Here is a 16,358-nt window from a genome sequence, read left to right as displayed (position 1 = left end):
CTTATTTACCGATCTGTTGTGCGTAGGCGGCAGCACGTTCCAGATTGGTCTCGTACTGACGTTTGCCGGCATAGTACTGCGCCGGCCACGCGAGATCCTTGTAGCCGATCTTTGCGGCTTCGTGCAGCGTCCAGAACGGGTCGGCCAGATGCGGACGTGCCAGCGCGCACAGGTCGGCGCGGCCCGACGCGATGATGCTGTTCACGTGATCGGCTTCGAAGATGGCGCCCACGGCGATCGTCGGAATACCGGCGTCGTTGCGCACGCGATCGGCGAACGGCGTCTGGAACATGCGGCCATAAACCGGCTTTTCTTCCTTGCTCACCTGCCCCGACGAACAATCGATGAGGTCTGCGCCTGCGGCCTTGAAGGCACGGGCGATGAGCACCGCGTCGTCCGGCGTAATGCCGCCTTCGACCCAGTCGCTGGCGGAAATACGTACCGACATCGGCTTGTTCTCTGGCCAGACGGCACGCACGTCGTGGAACACTTCGAGCGGATAGCGCAGGCGGTTCTCCAGCGAGCCGCCGTATTCATCGCTGCGCTGGTTGGTCAGCGGCGAGATGAAGCTCGACAGCAGATAGCCGTGCGCGCAGTGCAGTTCCAGCCAATCGAAACCAGCCTCGGCGGCGCGGCGTGTGGCTTGCACGAAGTCGTCTTTCACGCGATCCATGTCGGCGCGGGTCATCTCGCGAGGCGTCTGCGAGACACCGTCGATATAGGGCAGCGGCGAGGCGGAGATCAGCGGCCAGTTGCCCTCATCGAGCGGCTGGTCGATGCCGTCCCACGCGAGGCGCGTCGAGCCCTTGCGTCCGGCGTGGCCGATCTGCATGGCGATTTTCGCGTCGCCACCGGCGTGCACGAAGTCGACGATACGTTTCCACGCGTCGCGTTGGGCGTCGTTCCACAGCCCCGGGCATCCCGGCGTGATACGCGCGTCCGGCGACACGCAGGTCATTTCCGCGACGATCATGCCCGCGCCGCCGAGCGCACGGCTGCCAAGGTGCACCAGATGGAAGTCTCCCGGCACGCCGTCAACGGCTGAATACATGGCCATCGGCGACATCACGATGCGATTCTTGAGCGTGAGCCCGCGTGCCTTGAACGGCGTGAACATCGGCGGAATCGAGTGCTGACCGGCGGCGCGTTCCACGCCGGCGTGCGATGCAAGCCAGTCCTCGAAACCGTCGACATAAGCCGCGTCGCGCACGCGCAGATTCTCGTGCGAGATGCGCTGCGAGCGGGTCAGCAGCGAGTAGGCAAATTGTTCCGGCGAGAAATTGGCGTAGCGATCGACGGTCTCGAACCATTCCGTGGAATTACGTGCGGCGTTCTGAATCTTGAGCACTTCGATGCTGCGCGCTGCCTCGTAGTCGTTGAGAACACGCGGCAGCGCATCGACGCCGTCGGTCCCCAGACCGTCGGCCAGCGCGATGGAGTCTTCGAGCGCGAGTTTGGTGCCCGAACCGATCGAGAAGTGCGCCGTGTGCGCGGCGTCGCCCATCAGCACCACCGGCACACGTTTGCCGTCCATGTCGTTCCAGTGCACCCAGCGCTCGCAGATCACGCGCGGGAACTGAATCCAGATCGCCGAGCCGCGCAGATGCTTGGCGTTGCTGAGCAGTTCATTGCCGCCGAGATACTTGGCAAACAGTTGCTCGCAGAACTTCACGCCCTCTTCCTGGCTCATCTGGTCGATGCCGTGGGCGCGCCAGACTTCCTCGGGGGTCTCGACGATGAATGTCGACGTGTCGGCATCGAACTGGTAGGCGTGGGCCTGAAACCAGCCGTGCTCGGTTTTCTCGAACGCGAAGGTGAAAGCGTCGAAGCGTTGATGCGTGCCGAGCCAGACGAAGCGATTCTTTCGCGTGTCGATGTCGGGGCGGAACGAGTCGGCGTAACGGGTGCGAATGCGGCTGTTCAGGCCGTCGGACGCGATCACCAGATCGGCCTGATAACGGCGGGCGATCTCCTGATCGTCGGCAACATCCGTCTCGAAGACGAGTTCCACGCCGAGCGCTTCGCAACGTGCCTGAAGGATATTGAGCAGCTTCTTGCGGCCGATGCCGATGAAGCCGTGGCCGCCCGATGTAATGGTGCGGCCTTCGAAGTGGATATCGATGTCGTCCCAGTGATTGAAGGCCTCGTTGATCTGTGCGGCGCTCACCGGATCGGCGACCTGGAGGTTATCCATGGTGGCGTCGGAGAACACCACGCCCCAGCCGAAGGTGTCGTACGGACGATTGCGCTCGACCACCACCACGCGGTGCGACGGCTGGCGCAGCTTCATCAACAACCCGAAATACAGGCCGGCAGGACCGCCACCGATACAGACGATATTCATCTCCACCCTCCGGAAAACACAGACCACGCACCGTTCACGTCGATCTTTGTTAAATCGTAAATAGTTTATGCCTAAAATACTAGCGAAAAAAATTACCCGCTACAAGCTCGGATTTCAGGCCAGGGGGTGGGGAAAACGCGAGGTATCGGCGAGCAGTTGACGAGCAGTTAGCGCGCGATTGCCAAATGCCGAAATCATGCGCCCAGATGCCAAAAAGAGCTTGGGATATCACGTAACACCGTATCGGACGATTCTGATTCTCGTCATTTGAGCGATTTTTACAATTACAAGTCATCGCCAGACTGACAAAATCGCTGTCTGTTTCGCCATCTGTGGTTCTCATTGCAAACCCCGGCCTAACGCGTAGGTGTAAGCCCCCCCCGGCCGTAGCACGCCCGTCGTGCTCACTTTTACGCCCTCCTCCCGCACCTGCGTGCGCATACGAAATGACACGTACCGACGACCTCCGGCCGACGGGTGTCTTGTCGCGTGCTGCGTTTTTCGAACCCATCACCTACCTGCAAGGACTTGCAGCGAAAGAGATCAAGACACTTGGCGAAAACCTTGACCCGGCATCGAAGGCCGCACTACACGCCATCGCAGGCTGTGCTGGCGGGGCAGCTTCGGGCGGAGGTTGCGATGCTGGGGCGATGGGCTCAGCGGCAGGTTCACTGCTTGGCAGCCTGCTGGCATCCACAGACAAACCGGGGCAACCGCTCACACAGTCTGAGCGGGAGGCGCGCGTCAATCTGATCACCTCGATTGTGGCGGGGGTGGCAGCCGGTACTGGTGGGGATGTAGTTACGGCATCGACGGGTGCAAAGACCGAGGCTGAGAACAACACGCTTGGCATCATCAGTCCGATGCCCCCTCCGATACCCCCTACGGGATCGTCGGTGTCGACGGGAGGCAGTCGAGGTGCAAACACCGTAGACGCCTTGGATCCGAACGGCAATGGCCGCAACGACACGGAATCCGCTGTCGGAAAGCTCGCCGAAGCTTTACGCGAAGCCTTGATGGATGCCGCGTGCAAGGTTTCAGCCTTGGCCTGTGCAAGTCATCACTCCGTCGAACAGGCTATTGGGCGGGTGGGCTCAGACGCATCCGATAACCCGACGATCACGTCCACGCCAAACAACGGCCCATCGGGCGCGACGATCACCACCACACCAGACTCGGGAGAGAAAGGCCCGACGCTGACCGGCACCCCAGACCAAGGCGAGCGCGGCGCTACAATCACCACAACCCCGGATCAAGGCCCGAAAGGCCCGACCATTACCGCTACACCCAATGACGGGCCGGTGGTGTTTGATCCGATGTTGAGCGCAGACGGTACGCCTCGTCCCACTCATCGGCAATCCGAGATTGACGTGGGCGATCAACTCACCGCGAAGGCTCGCGAGCAAGTCAGCTTCAAGGATGGAAAGGAAGTTCCACACGGGACGGCAGGAAGCGTACGCCCAGACTGGTGTATCGGCACAATCTGTAGCATTGAAGTCAAGAACTACAACATCGAGAAAAATCGTTGGGGATTGATCAGCAATGTATCGAAGCAAGCCGCTCAGCGCCAAGAACATCTGCCACCGGGAATGGAGCAACATATTGTTATTGATGTCCGGGGACAATCCATCACGTCATCGCAGGAAGACTCAATTATTCGCGCCATCGTCGAAAAATCAAACTGGGTGATTGGCCCAACAGCTATCGAGTTCAAGAAATGACCAAACATGTAGGCTTCTGTGGTGGAAGCTCAATTCGCGAGCTTGGGTCCGCACTAGAAGTTGCCGGATTCTTTGAGGTAATTGAAATTTATGTGACACAACAACATCCTTCGGATGATTGGAGCATTTTGACGGATAGATTGTATAAGCGATATATACGACTCGAAGAATTAAATTATTCATCGAATCTAATGTCAAAAGTACAAATTTCACTTTCAAAAACATCGATATCAAACCTTCGAAAAACATTTACCTTTAGATACCTAGAAAATTCTATCGACATAGATCAACCACTGAGCGAGTTTTTTTCCAATTATTTCTCAAGTTTTAATTACTGCACGGAATCGGCAATTCTTTTTCACAAAAGCTGGGGAATTTACAAACCCGTGAGGACAGTGTTTTCAGATATTCCAGATTTTTATTTTGAAAAAAACAGGAATTTATCAGAATACGATTCATTGACAGGAGAACCCTTCTGGCTTAGATGATGAATATCAGTGATGCACAATCGACAATCTGAGGTCCGTGCCGGCATAAGCGGGGTGGATTTCGCACTCCACACGCGCATGGCCCGTGATGGGCAAGTCCGCTTTCGCCGCGAGGGGGGAGCGTTACCGGGAGTTGCAAGCTACGCAAACCATCGGCAGCACCGTGTCGGGGGACACGGTCACGATTGCCTCGGGACAGGACGTTGAGATCGTTGGCTCAAACGTCGTCTCCGACGGCGACGTGAATATTTCGGCGAGGCACGACGTCACGATCACGTCCGCCGAAGACCGTCAGCCGTCGTTGAACACCTCCGAGACCACAACGAGCGGCATATTCGGCAGCGGCACGAGCACCACCATCGGTCAACGCAGCGAGAAAGATAAACAGCGCCGAGAGAGCACGTCTCAAACGAGGAGAGTCATTGGCGCCGTCAAAGACGATATCTGCGCCGAGCAAGTTGCCATTGTCGAGAGCGTTGAGACGGATGCCAGTGCGCGCGGGATGGCGTGCGTCCATCCGGCATCACCGTAGCGATATCCAACCCGGTGATGGCTGTGACCGAGACCGTCGGCCAGATGAGCAACGTCGACGATGAGCAAGCAAATGAAAGCGTTGGGCGCTGCCGCCGGTGCACTAGCCGTCAAGAACACCCTCGACAACATCAAGAGTCTGAGTGACGTTGCCAACGTCAACATCTCGATCACTGCCGGCGGTTCGAAACAGGAGGGCCGGAAACGCAGGAAAGCACCACGATGATGACCCGATACGGAATTTAAAAAATGTGCATCAAAAACACGACAGTCACTCTCGGGGATGAGTACGATTTCGAACTACTTCGCATACTCAAAGACATACTTCTGGAGTGCGGGGCCGTCGAACTCAATCACTCTTCTTGCATTGGTGGATCTCAGGAAATTGAGTCGATTTCCTACAAGATCGAGAATGACGTAGTTAACGTAGAGTTAGAGACGTACCTCGGTCTATCCATATGTGGAAAAAAATCCGTCGTTGAGCATCTCGCCAAAAAATTCAGACATCACCGCTCAGACACGTAATAGGAATGCCGAAATCTTAGTGCCCCAGCGAACGCGAGGACACTTCCCTCCATCACTTGACTGGTGACGCCCAGTTCCCCCACAACTGCACAGCGTCGCCCCGCGTGCACCCGCCCCCTCCCCCTACGACTCCTGCTTCTAGGCTTCCCTTCAAGGGCGGTTGACTTCATGCACTTGGCTAATCGGTAGTATCAGTTAGCAAACACCATTCCCAATCGCTTTTGCCGACGCGGTCTCCGAAATGTAGCGCCGTCGCTCTCCCCTAGCCAACGACCTCACTACTAAGAACATCGCCCTCACCCCGACCAAAATCGCGGTCACCCCAACTCCCCCTTCCCCCAACTTCCGTCCCACCCCCACCGCCACACCCTGTGAATAGTCTGCAAAAACGCTCACCAAGAGTGATCCAAAATGCAGTCAACTGCCGTCAACAATCCCCCCGCAGCCCTCGCGATACGGGCGCTTGAGGTTCTTTCCGAAGCTTCGTATTCGTCCAAACCGTATCTGGCGTACCGCGAAATTTCGCAAATCGGCGCGGTACGGTTGCTCCAGCCGATCAACGGCGACAGACGGAGGAATCGCAAACGACCGCATTCTCGCGGCACTTACGAATCCTCCACTCCGTACCTACATCGAGAAGCGAGGTGAATCATGAATGAATGCCCGATACCGGAAGCCGCACTGCTGGACGACAGCGCCGTCGAAATGCTTCGCGTATGGATCACCGAGGGAGATTTGCACTGCTCCATGAAAGTCGGGCGATACGCCGAGGTCATGGACATCACGGAAGAGTCCGTCTGGGGAACGATTCTCGCCGACGTCGCCCGCACGCTGTCGAAAGCCCTGCAAGTCGGATACGCCTGCGATCCGGCCGACACGCTCGCGAAAATCGGCGACGCCTTCTTTGAAGGATTGTTCGCGCCACTCACCGAGGGCAGCGGCGGCTTTGTCCAACATCACTGACCGAGGCCCGGCAGGCGATTGAACCTCAACCGCCCGCCAGTCAGCCACAACCCTGTCAGCAAGGGCGCAAATCTCCACTGCACCCGCACTACCCTACCGCGCGCCCATCTTCACTCGCGCAATCAGCAACGTCGTCAAACTGATGACGGCGCCGACCATCAGATACAGCCCCGGTGCAAGCTTGTTGCCCGTTGAGGCAATCAGCCACGCGACGGCAAGCGGTGTAAAACCGCCGAAGATCGTCGTACCGAGGTTGTAACCCACCGCCATCCCAGTCGCCCGCGTCCGCGTCGGAAACAACGACGACATCAACGCCGGAATCGGGGCGAAATACACCGCCTTCAACGTTCCCACCCACAACATCACCAACATCATCGTCGCGAGTGACGCGTGTGCATTCATGAACGCAAACGCCGGGTACACCGTGCACAAGAACATCACCCCGGCCACCGCCATGATGCGAATACGCCCGACGCGATCCGACCAATGTCCGACGAACGGCGTCAACGTCATGATCACGAAGCCCGTCACCAGCGTCGCGATAAAGCCCTGCTGCGGCGGAAGCCCCAACTGCTTGGTCGCATACGTCGGCATGTACAAGATCATGTAGTTCGCCGTCGTCGTCAGAATCAACGCACCAATGCACACCAACAACCGCGCCTTCTGCGTCGCCAGCACTTCCCGAATCGGTGACGGTCCTGCGTCCTTGTCATCCGCCGCCTTCCGGCTGGCTTCGCGCGCGGCCAACGCTTCCTTCTGAAACGCCGGTGTCTCGTCCACATACTTGCGGATATACAAGCCGATCGGCCCGACAAGCATCCCGAAGATGAACGGAATACGCCATCCCCACGACTCGAGTTGTGGCTGAGTGAGCGCCCCCGTCAGCACCGCGCCGAAGGCCGACGCCAACAACGTGCTCGCGCCCTGACTCGCAAACTGCCAGCTCGACATAAAGCCCGGACGGTTCGGCACGTGCTCGACGAGAAATGCCGTCGAACTGCCAAACTCGCCCCCCGCCGAAAAGCCCTGCATCAAGCGCGACAGGAAAATGCCGATGGGCGCCCACACGCCGATCACCGCATACGTCGGCATGAACGCGATGATCCCCGTGCCGACGGTCATCATTGCGATCGACAACATCAGCGACGCCCGCCGGCCGTGACGATCTGCATACGCGCCCAGCACAAACGCGCCCAACGGCCGCGCCAGATACGACAGCGCAAACGTGCCCAACGCCATCAACAACGACACCGTCTCGTCGTGTGCCGGAAAGAACAGCTTCGAAATCGTCACGGCGAAGTAACCGTAGACGATCAAGTCATACCATTCGAGCGCATTGCCAATCGACGTGGCAACGATCAACTTGTAGACGGGCACGTGGGCGGTCGTCCGCGCATCGGCAGAAGCTTCCGCGCCGACATCCGGAAGACTTCCCGTGTGCCCCGCCCCGGAGGCGGTTGCAGATGTGTTCATCGCGGTTTTCCCTCTTTCAGATCGACGTCGCCCAGATCCCAGAACAAACCCGCCATGATTTGCAACGCTTCACGTGCCACCGAACCGAGCAAGTGCTCGTCGGGCGCATGCTGCGAGCAGGCCGGGTAAGAGTGCGGCACCCACAGCGTTGGCAGACCCAACACGTCGGCAAAAACATCGTTCGGCAGCGTACCGCCGAGGTTGGGCAGCAGCACCGGCGGCTTGCCGGTGGTCTCGCGCATCGACGCCAGTGCCCACAACACCCACGGGTCCTCCGGATCAAGGCGCGTCGCCATCACGCCGCGCTCGACTTCCACATCGACCATCGTGAAACCATGCGCGTCTAAATGCTGGCGCACGATCTCGCCCAGTCGCTCCCAGTCAGTGCCGACCACGAAGCGGATCTGCATGTGGGCATAGGCGTACGGGGGGATCGCGTTGACCGGCTTTTCCGGGTTGCCCGTCTTGAACGCCAGCACTTCGATGTTGTTCCAGCCAATCACGCGCTCAGTTGGCGTCAAACCCGGCTCGCCGTAGTCGGCATCGACTTCGGGATCGTTCGGACCGCCGCCGACTTCCAGACCGGCAAGCGCGCGGCGTACCGACGCAGGCAGTTCCGGCGGACGGAGCCCTTCGACCAGAATCTTGCCGTTGCCATCGACCATCGACGCAATCGCGTTGGCCAGCACCACGCCCGGATTGCGCAACAAGCCGCCCCAGTTGCCCGAATGGTGCCCGCCTTCGCGCAGATTCAGACTCAGCTTGAAATTGACGAGACCGCGCGAGCCCAGAAAGACCGTGGGGTGCGTGGCGGCCAAGCGCGGACCGTCGGAGGCGATCAGGACATCGGCACGCAACTCTTCGCGCAGTTGTTCGCAGACGGCGTGCAGCCCGGGCGAACCCATTTCCTCGCCCATCTCCACGATCATCTTCACGTTGTAGCCAAGCTTGCCGCCGCGCGCGGCAAGCACTTCGGCGAGCGCCGCCAGGTTGATCGTGTGCTGCCCTTTGTTGTCTGCGGTGCCGCGTCCGTACCAACGGTCGCCCTCGACGACGATCTCCCATGGCTTCAGGCCGGTGCGCCATTGCGCGTCGTAGCCACGCACGACGTCGCCGTGACCATAGGTCAGTACGGTGGGCAGGTCATCGCCCTCGCGGCGTTCGGCAATCAGGAACGGACCGCCGCCCGGCGCCGGGTTCGGCACAATACGCGAGGTGAAACCCAGCGCAGCGAGCGCGGGGGTCATTTCATCTGCGAGATAAGCGTGGAGAATCTCGCCGCTGTCGGCTTCCTGACTCTCTGTCTTGAACGCCACGCGGCGGTTGAGGGTATCGAGAAATGCGCCCGAATCGTATTGGGCGGTGGCTTGGGCAATTGCGGCATTACGGGTCACTGCATGTCTCCAGATGGCTTATGGGGACGGCGGCCGGGGCTCGCACAAGCGCTGCGACGCGTGTCGGTAGCACGCTCTGGCACAACCGTTCAGGCCATTCTAGAAGTCGGTTTTTTTGACAACAATGATAATATTTCGAACGTTTCTTTGCCGTTTCGGCAAAGCAGAAAACGAGCATTCCGCGCGTGTCAGCGCCTTTGCCTATCGTTGTTTCCGCCCTTGACCATGACCTCCCGTCTCCCATGCAAACCCATGCCCTGCGTTACTTTCTCGAAGTGGCCCGCACCGGGTCGCTCAGCCGCGCGTCGGAGCGTCTGCACGTTGCGGTATCGGCACTGAGCCGACAGATTGCCAAGCTGGAGGAGGATCTGGGCACGCCGCTGTTCGAGCGACGCCCTCGCGGCATGGTGCTTAGCGAAGCGGGAGAAATGCTGGCCGATCATGCCCGGCGCGTTTTGCTCGATGCCGAGCGGGTGACATCGGAAATTCGGGGGCTGACGGAAGTCGGTCGCGCGACGATTCGCGTAGCAAGCGCGGAAGGCGTGGCGCGTGATTTCCTGCCGCAGGTTTTCGCGCGCTTTCGCGAGGCTTACCCGGGGGCGCACTTCCTGCTCGATGTCGTCTCACCGTTTGTGGCAACCGAACGCGTGCGCGATGGCGAGGCCGACATTGCGGTTTGTTTCAGCGTGGCGCCGGAAAAGGGCGTGCAGGTCGTGCACACACAGCCCGCACCGATCTACGCGCTGATGGCGCGTGCGCATCCGTTGGCCAAGCGTCGCGATGTGGCGCTGGCTGACCTGCTGCCCTACCCGCTCGCGTTGTCGAATGCCGGCGTGACCATCCGGCAGATGTTCGATCTGTGTTGCACGCTCGAAGGGCTGTTGTTCGAACCCGTGTTTGTCAGCAACTACCACGCGGCGCTGCACAGCTTTGTGCGCTCAGGCAACGCCGTCACCCTCACCGGCTTGCTGACCGTACGCAGCCGTCTCGCGCCGGAAGGTCTGGTCGCTATTCCGATCCGCAACCCAGCGTTACATCAGCGCTCGCTGCAAGTGCAGACGATGGCCGGGCGCACGCTGCCCGCGCCCGTCGAAGCGTTCCTCGGGTTGTTGATCGACGCCATCCGCGCGCCTGAGATTCTTGACCGGCCGCTCGCGGCTCGCGACTGACGCGTTTCACGCTGTCGGTGTCGTCAGAGCCTTCGTACCGCTTGGTGACGGTCAGCGTCGTCTAGTTGGCGGGCGGTGGCGGCGTAGTGGCTGCGGCGGCGGCCTGTGCGGGCGTCACGTGTTCGTCGTTTGCGAGTTGTTCCCGATCGGTCAATTGCGCGAAGATCCATGCCGAACAGCAGGTGATGAACCCGACGCAAGCAAACGTTGCGCGGAACGCTGGCAACGCACCAACGCCCGCGCTCTCGCCAAACGCCCCGGTGAACGTCACCAGCAACGCGCCACCGACCGTCAGACCGAAGCTCATCGCCAGCATCTGCACCAGCGAGAACAGGCTATTGCCGCCGCTGGCATCGTCCGGATTCAAGTCCTTGAGCGTCAGCGTATTCATCGCGGTGAACTGAATCGAATTCACACCGCCGAGAATGCCCAACTGCACGATGAGCAATGGCACCGGGTAATGTGGCGTTACCAGCGCGAAACTCGCCATCACCACGCCCGCGAGGATCGTGTTCCAGACCAACACCGAGCGGTAACCGTACCGCGTCACCAAGTGCGTCGCGAGGCTCTTGGCAAAGATGCCGGTGATCGTGATCGGCAACATCAGCAACCCCGCCTCGAATGCGGAATAGCCAAGACTGACCTGAAGCAGCAGCGGTACGAGGTAAGGCACCGCCGCAATGCCGATACGCGCAAACAAGTTGCCCAGCAGGCCAACGCTGAACGTGTGCACGCGGAACATTGCCAGCGAGAACAGCGGCTGCGGGGTGCGGTTGGCATAGAGCCCATAGGCGACGAAACCGGCAAACCCCACGACCAGCAACACGAGCATCAGCGCATGCGCGCCGGCCATGTCCGCGTGACGATCGAGCGCCAGTGACGTGGCAATCATCCCAACAGAAAGCAGCAAATAGCCCTTGATGTCGAACCGGGTCTGATGTGGTGCCCTCGCATTGACGAGAAAGAAGTGCGCGGCAACGCAGCCGAGCACACCCACCGGGACATTGATGAGGAAGACCCAATGCCACGAGGCGACCTTGACCAGCCAGCCGCCAAGGGTCGGGCCGATCAACGGCCCGATCATGCCCGGCACGGCAACGAAGGCGAGCGCTTGCAGGTACTGTTCGCGCGGAAATGCGCGAAGCACCGCCAAACGCCCCACGGGCAATAACATCGCGCCGCCAAACCCCTGCACCACGCGCCAGAGGACGAGCGCGTCGAGCGTAGTCGAATAGGCGCACATCGCCGAGCCGATGGAGAAAATCGTCAGTGCGCTCGTGAAGACGATACGTGTGCCGAGCCGGTCGGCCAACCACCCCGAGAGCGGAATCGTTACAGCCATCGTCAGCGCGTAAGCAATGACGACTGCCTGCATGTGCAGCGGCGACTGACCGAGATCGCGTGCCATGGCAGGCAAGGCCGTGTTGACGATCGTCGAGTCCAGCGTCTGCATGAAGAAGCCGACAGACACGACGAGAAGCATCGCCTTTTGTCGCCAGACAGTGAGGGTGGGTTCGGTCATAGCGCTGCGTCATCGACGGAAATCACGGATCCGCGTATGTTCGCATACCCTCCATGAATGCAATCGCAATCTCGTCGATATCAACAAACCAAATGCCTTTTGCGATCGTCAGCGGCAAGGCGAGCCACGCATGTTGTGATCGCTTTTCCAAAGCACTGCGGCACAGTCCGAAAAATCGACTGTGCCGCAGTGCCCCACAACCTGCCTGTCACTTCCCGCGCACGGCCTCGCGCACCTGTTCCAACGCCGCCGGGTCCTCCAGCGTGATGAGATCGCCGGTCTCGCGGCCCTCGCAGATCGCCTGAATCGCGCGGCGCAACAGCTTGCCCGAACGTGTCTTGGGCAGCATCGACACGAAGAACACGCGCGCCGGACGTGCCACCGCGCCCAGTTGCTTGTCCACCGTCTTCATTACATCGCCCTCCAGCGCCATCCGCTGCTCGACCGTCTCGACCAACTCCGGCTGACGCAGCACGGCGAACGCGATGGCCACCTGCCCCTTGAGAGCGTCCTGTGCGCCGATCACCGCCACTTCCGCCACCGCCGGATGGCTCGCAATACTCTCCTCGATCTCGCGCGACCCCAACCGGTGCCCCGCCACATTGATCACGTCGTCCGTGCGCCCAAGGATGAAGTAATAGCCATCGTCGTCGCGCACGCCCCAGTCGAAGCTCGAATACAACTGGCGCCCGGGCACCGTCTGCCAGTAAGTCTTGACGAAGCGGGCGTCGTCGCCCCACAGCGTACTCATGCACCCCGGTGGCAACGGCCCCTCGATGGCCAGCACGCCCTTCTGATTCGGCCCGCAATCTTCGCCCGTCACCTCGTCAACCAGCTTCACGTCATAGCCATACACCGCCTTGCCCGGAGAGCCCAGCTTGCTCGGCAGTTCCTCAATACCGCGCGCCATCCCGAGAATCGGCCAGCCCGTCTCCGTCTGCCAATAGTTGTCGACCACCGGTTTGCCAACACCCTCCGTCAGCCACCGCGCCGTGGGCTCATCCAGCGGCTCGCCCGCGAGGAAGATCAGCCGCAGCGATGACAAGTCGTATTGCGTGAGATACGCAGGGTCCTGCTTCTTGAGCACGCGAATTGCCGTGGGTGCCGTGAACAGTTGCGTCACGCGATATTTCTCGATGGTGCGCCACCAGATGCCACCGTCCGGACGAATCGGCGTGCCCTCGTACATCACTGTGGCAATGCCCGCGAGCAGCGGTGCGTACACGATGTAGCTGTGCCCGACCACCCACCCGATGTCGGATGCGCAGAACATCGTGTCGCCCGGCTTCGCGCAGAAGATGTGCTGCATCGACGAAGCCAATGCCACCGCGTAGCCCCCCGTGTCGCGCTGCACACCCTTCGGCTTGCCCGTGGTCCCCGACGTGTAGAGCACGTACGACGGCTCGCTCGATTCGAGCCACTCGCACGGCACTAACGCATCGAGATGCTGCTCGCGCAGGGCTGCATAGTCGACGTCTCGTCCTTCCACACGATCCATCGGCACAAGGCCACGGTCGATGAGCAGCACGCTGTCCGGCTTGCTTTGCGCGAGCGCGATCCCTTCGTCGAGCAGCGGCTTGTAGGGCACGACCTTGCCGTTGCGCGAGCCGGCATCCGCAGACACGATGACTTTCGGGCGCGCATCGTCGATACGCGCGGCAAGATTCACCGACGCAAAGCCGCCGAACACCACCGAGTGAATCGCGCCGAGACGGGTGCAGGCCAGCATCGCGAACAGCGCCTCGGGCACCATCGGCATGTAGATCAGCACGCGCTCCCCGCGCGTCACGCCCAGCGATTGCAACGACGCGGCCATGCGATTGACCTCGGCGGCCAGCGCGTCGTAGGTGTACACGCGCTCCTGCTCGGTTTCCGTCGACACCCAGATCAGCGCGTTTTGCGAGCCGCGCGACGGCAGGTGACGATCGACCGCGTTGTGACAAAGATTGGTGCGTCCGCCGACAAACCAGCGGGCAAACGGCGGCTTGTCGTAATCGAGCACCTTGGTGAAAGGCGTCTCCCAGTCGATCAGACGCGCTTGTTCCTCCCAGAACGCCTCGCGCGATTCGGGCGTCACCGAGCGGGCGTGAAACGACGCATACGAAGTCATGATGTCTCCTTGCATGTTTTGGTGGGCTCGCACGCGTCGCAACCTGGCTGAATACGGCACAGGATTGGACGCCGCGCGGCGCCGGATCGAGCCGGCAATGTCGGTACACCAAGCGGGTATCGACAGCAAAGCGGGTATGGCATGGAATTCGTCGGACACCCTAGGATGCCTCACGTTCAGTGTGCGCGTTGACGCTTACGGAAGGCTTACCCCGGGGGTGGCTCGGGGCGCTGTAGAACCTAGGGATTACGCGGAGGCAACGACGAACGCCAGGCCGAAGCAGGTGCGTCAGCCCAGTACGGCTTCCGCCCCAAGATCGGCCTGCTGTGCCTGCCACATGCGGGCGTACAGGCCGCCGCGTGCGAGCAGCGCCGTGTGAGCGCCGACGTCGACGATATGCCCTTGATCCATCACGACGATCCGGCCGGCGCGACAAATGGCCGCAAGCCGATGGGCCACGACCACGCATGTCGCGCCTGCACGTTCGTGCGCCAGACGGTTGAGGATGCGGGCTTCGGTGAGGGCGTCGAGCGCCGCGGTGGGCTCGTCGAGCAACAGCAATCGAGGGCGTCCCCACAAGGCGCGAGCGATGTTCACTCGCTGACGCTCCCCGCCGGACAGCCCCATGACGGACGTCACGCCCGGCACCTCGGCGATGGCCATCACACGTGCCAATTCGTCGCGGATGGCCGCATCTTCGGGAGGCGTCGCGCTGAATAAGCCCGCGCGGTACGCGACATTCTCGAACACGGACCGGTCGAACAACCCGCAGTCTTGCGTGACGAATCCGGTCACGCGACGCAGTGCTGTCGCAGCGGCACCATTGAGCGTACGACCATCGATGCGGACCTGCCCCTGCGTCGGCAACGTGAGCCCTGTCATCAGGCGCAACAGCGTGGATTTGCCAGCGCCCGACGGTCCGACGATTGCCACGTATTCTCCGGCGCGAATGCTGAGGCTGACGCGCGCAACCACCGGCGGGCCGTCATGCAGCGTCACGCTGACCTGATCGAGTTCGATGCACGGGGCGCGCGGTGACCGCACGGCCAGAATCCCTGCCGTCTCGGCTACGCCGCCTTGTCCCGACTCGTTCGCCTCTTTCGCATCTTTCGCTGCTATCGCTGCTTCCACACCTTCCACGTCGTCCGTCATCGGCCCGCTCGTGGCATCGCGAAGATGCTCATCGACACTGACCAGCGCTCTCGCCACTTGCGACACCAGCGCGCCCAGCATCGCCGCAGGTAGTGCGAATTGCAGCAGATAGGCGTTGATCTGCACCAGCGTGCCGACGGGCTCCGCGCCGCGCACGACGTCGCGCACAGCGAGCAAAGTCATGGCCGACACGCCGAACGCCATGATCGCCATCTGACACGCGCTCGTGACCTGCGCCGTGGTCGCCGTCGAGAGCGCCGCCACGTAACGCGTGCGCAGCCGTTGCGACAGTCGGCTGATCTCTGCGGGTTCCTGTGCAAACGTCTTCACACATTCGAGTTGCGTCAGCGTATCGGCGAGCGCTCCCGTCGTGGCGCGAGAAATGTCGTTCGCCTGTGCTTCCCGGCGCGTCACGCGGGCGAGCGATGGGCGCAATGTCAGCCCATAGGCCACGACTGTCGCGCCCAGCAACACCCCGTAAATCACGCCGAAGTTGACCATCAGGATGATGCCCGTCGCCAGCACCTGCACCGCCAACGGCAGCAAACCGAACACCAGACCGGTCACGATGACGGGCAACGCCACCTCGACGCGAAACAGGCAATCCAGCGTCTGCCCCGCATTCACCTCGCGTGCGCGATGCGCCGGCAGACCGACAAGCCGCGACAGATAACCCAGTGCCGTGCGCCGCCGCAGGTCTTCCATCGCGCGCTGAATCAACAGGTCTTTGCCACGCTCGCCAATGGCCGCTGCCGACCAGAGCACCACGTAGGCCGTCGCCAGCGGCAACGCCAAACCGACTGCCCGCTCGCCCGTCAGCGCGTCGACGGCAAGCCCGAGCACCCACGGCGCCACAAGCCGCAACGCCAGCATGAACGCCGCAGCCAGCGCCGCCATCACCACCCAGACACGATGACGCGATGTCTGCGTCTCGCGCGCCCAGAGCTTTCGCAGCACAAAACATAA

At 61.1% G+C, this 16,358-nt stretch carries 12 protein-coding genes; 6 read left to right on the top strand and 6 right to left on the bottom strand.

What is annotated here, in order from left to right; translation table 11 throughout:
- Nucleotide 1: 1 nt before the first annotated feature.
- Complete coding sequence (locus CDV44_RS03900; RefSeq protein ID WP_087686743.1) at nucleotides 2-2,344, bottom strand: bifunctional salicylyl-CoA 5-hydroxylase/oxidoreductase; 2,343 nt, start codon at nucleotides 2,342-2,344, stop codon at nucleotides 2-4.
- 446 nt (nucleotides 2,345-2,790) lie between these two features.
- On the opposite strand from CDV44_RS03900, the gene CDV44_RS28255 reads away from it, so the two are divergent.
- The 5 genes from CDV44_RS28255 (at nucleotide 2,791) to CDV44_RS03875 (ending at nucleotide 6,572) form a co-directional block, all read left to right on the top strand.
- A complete protein-coding gene (locus tag CDV44_RS28255; RefSeq protein ID WP_212677072.1) occupies nucleotides 2,791-4,065 on the top strand; it encodes a VENN motif pre-toxin domain-containing protein in 1,275 nt (424 codons plus the stop codon).
- On the top strand, nucleotides 4,062-4,553 hold the full coding sequence (locus CDV44_RS03890; RefSeq protein WP_249277398.1) for a hypothetical protein: 492 nt from the start codon (nucleotides 4,062-4,064) through the stop codon (nucleotides 4,551-4,553). Before CDV44_RS28255 ends, CDV44_RS03890 begins: the two co-directional genes overlap by 4 nt.
- A gap of 133 nt (nucleotides 4,554-4,686) precedes the next feature.
- Entirely contained in the window at nucleotides 4,687-5,085 is a 399-nt protein-coding gene (locus CDV44_RS03885; protein ID WP_170935845.1) for a hemagglutinin repeat-containing protein, read from the top strand.
- A 60-nt stretch (nucleotides 5,086-5,145) separates the two neighbouring features.
- Nucleotides 5,146-5,310, top strand: a complete 165-nt coding sequence (locus CDV44_RS27960) for a hypothetical protein (protein WP_170935844.1) — start codon at nucleotides 5,146-5,148, stop codon at nucleotides 5,308-5,310.
- A gap of 950 nt (nucleotides 5,311-6,260) precedes the next feature.
- Nucleotides 6,261-6,572, top strand: a complete 312-nt coding sequence (locus tag CDV44_RS03875) for a DUF5076 domain-containing protein (protein ID WP_087686740.1) — start codon at nucleotides 6,261-6,263, stop codon at nucleotides 6,570-6,572.
- Nucleotides 6,573-6,665: 93 nt separating this feature from the next.
- Here the strand turns inward: CDV44_RS03875 and CDV44_RS03870 are convergent, their stop codons facing one another.
- A complete protein-coding gene (locus CDV44_RS03870; protein ID WP_087686739.1) occupies nucleotides 6,666-8,045 on the bottom strand; it encodes an MFS transporter in 1,380 nt (459 codons plus the stop codon).
- A complete protein-coding gene (locus CDV44_RS03865; RefSeq protein WP_087686738.1) occupies nucleotides 8,042-9,439 on the bottom strand; it encodes a M20 family metallopeptidase in 1,398 nt (465 codons plus the stop codon). Before CDV44_RS03865 ends, CDV44_RS03870 begins: the two co-directional genes overlap by 4 nt.
- Before the next feature lie 242 nt (nucleotides 9,440-9,681).
- Here CDV44_RS03865 and CDV44_RS03860 point away from each other — a divergent pair, with 242 nt between their 5' ends.
- Entirely contained in the window at nucleotides 9,682-10,608 is a 927-nt protein-coding gene (locus tag CDV44_RS03860) for a LysR family transcriptional regulator (protein ID WP_058377885.1), read from the top strand.
- A gap of 61 nt (nucleotides 10,609-10,669) precedes the next feature.
- On the opposite strand, the gene mdtD is transcribed toward CDV44_RS03860, so the two are convergent.
- The 3 genes from mdtD to CDV44_RS03845 form a co-directional block, all read right to left on the bottom strand.
- Nucleotides 10,670-12,130: a multidrug transporter subunit MdtD gene (gene mdtD, locus CDV44_RS03855; RefSeq protein ID WP_249277397.1), complete on the bottom strand. Its 1,461-nt coding sequence runs from the start codon at nucleotides 12,128-12,130 to the stop codon at nucleotides 10,670-10,672.
- A 208-nt stretch (nucleotides 12,131-12,338) separates the two neighbouring features.
- Nucleotides 12,339-14,240 (bottom strand): propionate--CoA ligase, encoded by a 1,902-nt coding sequence (locus CDV44_RS03850; protein ID WP_087686736.1) that lies wholly within the window; start codon nucleotides 14,238-14,240, stop codon nucleotides 12,339-12,341.
- Between the two features lie 288 nt (nucleotides 14,241-14,528).
- Entirely contained in the window at nucleotides 14,529-16,349 is a 1,821-nt protein-coding gene (locus tag CDV44_RS03845) for an ABC transporter ATP-binding protein (protein ID WP_170935843.1), read from the bottom strand.
- Between the last annotated feature and the right edge of the window lie 9 nt (nucleotides 16,350-16,358).

Source organism: Pandoraea sp. PE-S2R-1 (genome assembly GCF_002179865.1).
GTDB lineage: Bacteria > Pseudomonadota > Gammaproteobacteria > Burkholderiales > Burkholderiaceae > Pandoraea.
Note: the sequence above shows the minus strand (reverse complement) of the source record. Positions and strands in the feature narration are given on the sequence as shown.

Bases quoted from the DNA above. Each gene is read 5' to 3' on its own strand.
- CDV44_RS03900 (WP_087686743.1), bottom strand. From the start codon at position 2,344: ATGAATATCGTCTGTATCGGTGGCGGTCCTGCCGGCCTGTATTTCGGG.
- CDV44_RS28255 (WP_212677072.1), top strand. From the start codon at position 2,791: ATGACACGTACCGACGACCTCCGGCCGACGGGTGTCTTGTCGCGTGCT.
- CDV44_RS03890 (WP_249277398.1), top strand. From the start codon at position 4,062: ATGACCAAACATGTAGGCTTCTGTGGTGGAAGCTCAATTCGCGAGCTT.
- CDV44_RS27960 (WP_170935844.1), top strand. From the start codon at position 5,146: ATGAGCAAGCAAATGAAAGCGTTGGGCGCTGCCGCCGGTGCACTAGCC.
- CDV44_RS03875 (WP_087686740.1), top strand. From the start codon at position 6,261: ATGAATGAATGCCCGATACCGGAAGCCGCACTGCTGGACGACAGCGCC.
- CDV44_RS03870 (WP_087686739.1), bottom strand. From the start codon at position 8,045: ATGAACACATCTGCAACCGCCTCCGGGGCGGGGCACACGGGAAGTCTT.
- CDV44_RS03860 (WP_058377885.1), top strand. From the start codon at position 9,682: ATGCAAACCCATGCCCTGCGTTACTTTCTCGAAGTGGCCCGCACCGGG.
- mdtD (WP_249277397.1), bottom strand. From the start codon at position 12,130: ATGACCGAACCCACCCTCACTGTCTGGCGACAAAAGGCGATGCTTCTC.
- CDV44_RS03850 (WP_087686736.1), bottom strand. From the start codon at position 14,240: ATGACTTCGTATGCGTCGTTTCACGCCCGCTCGGTGACGCCCGAATCG.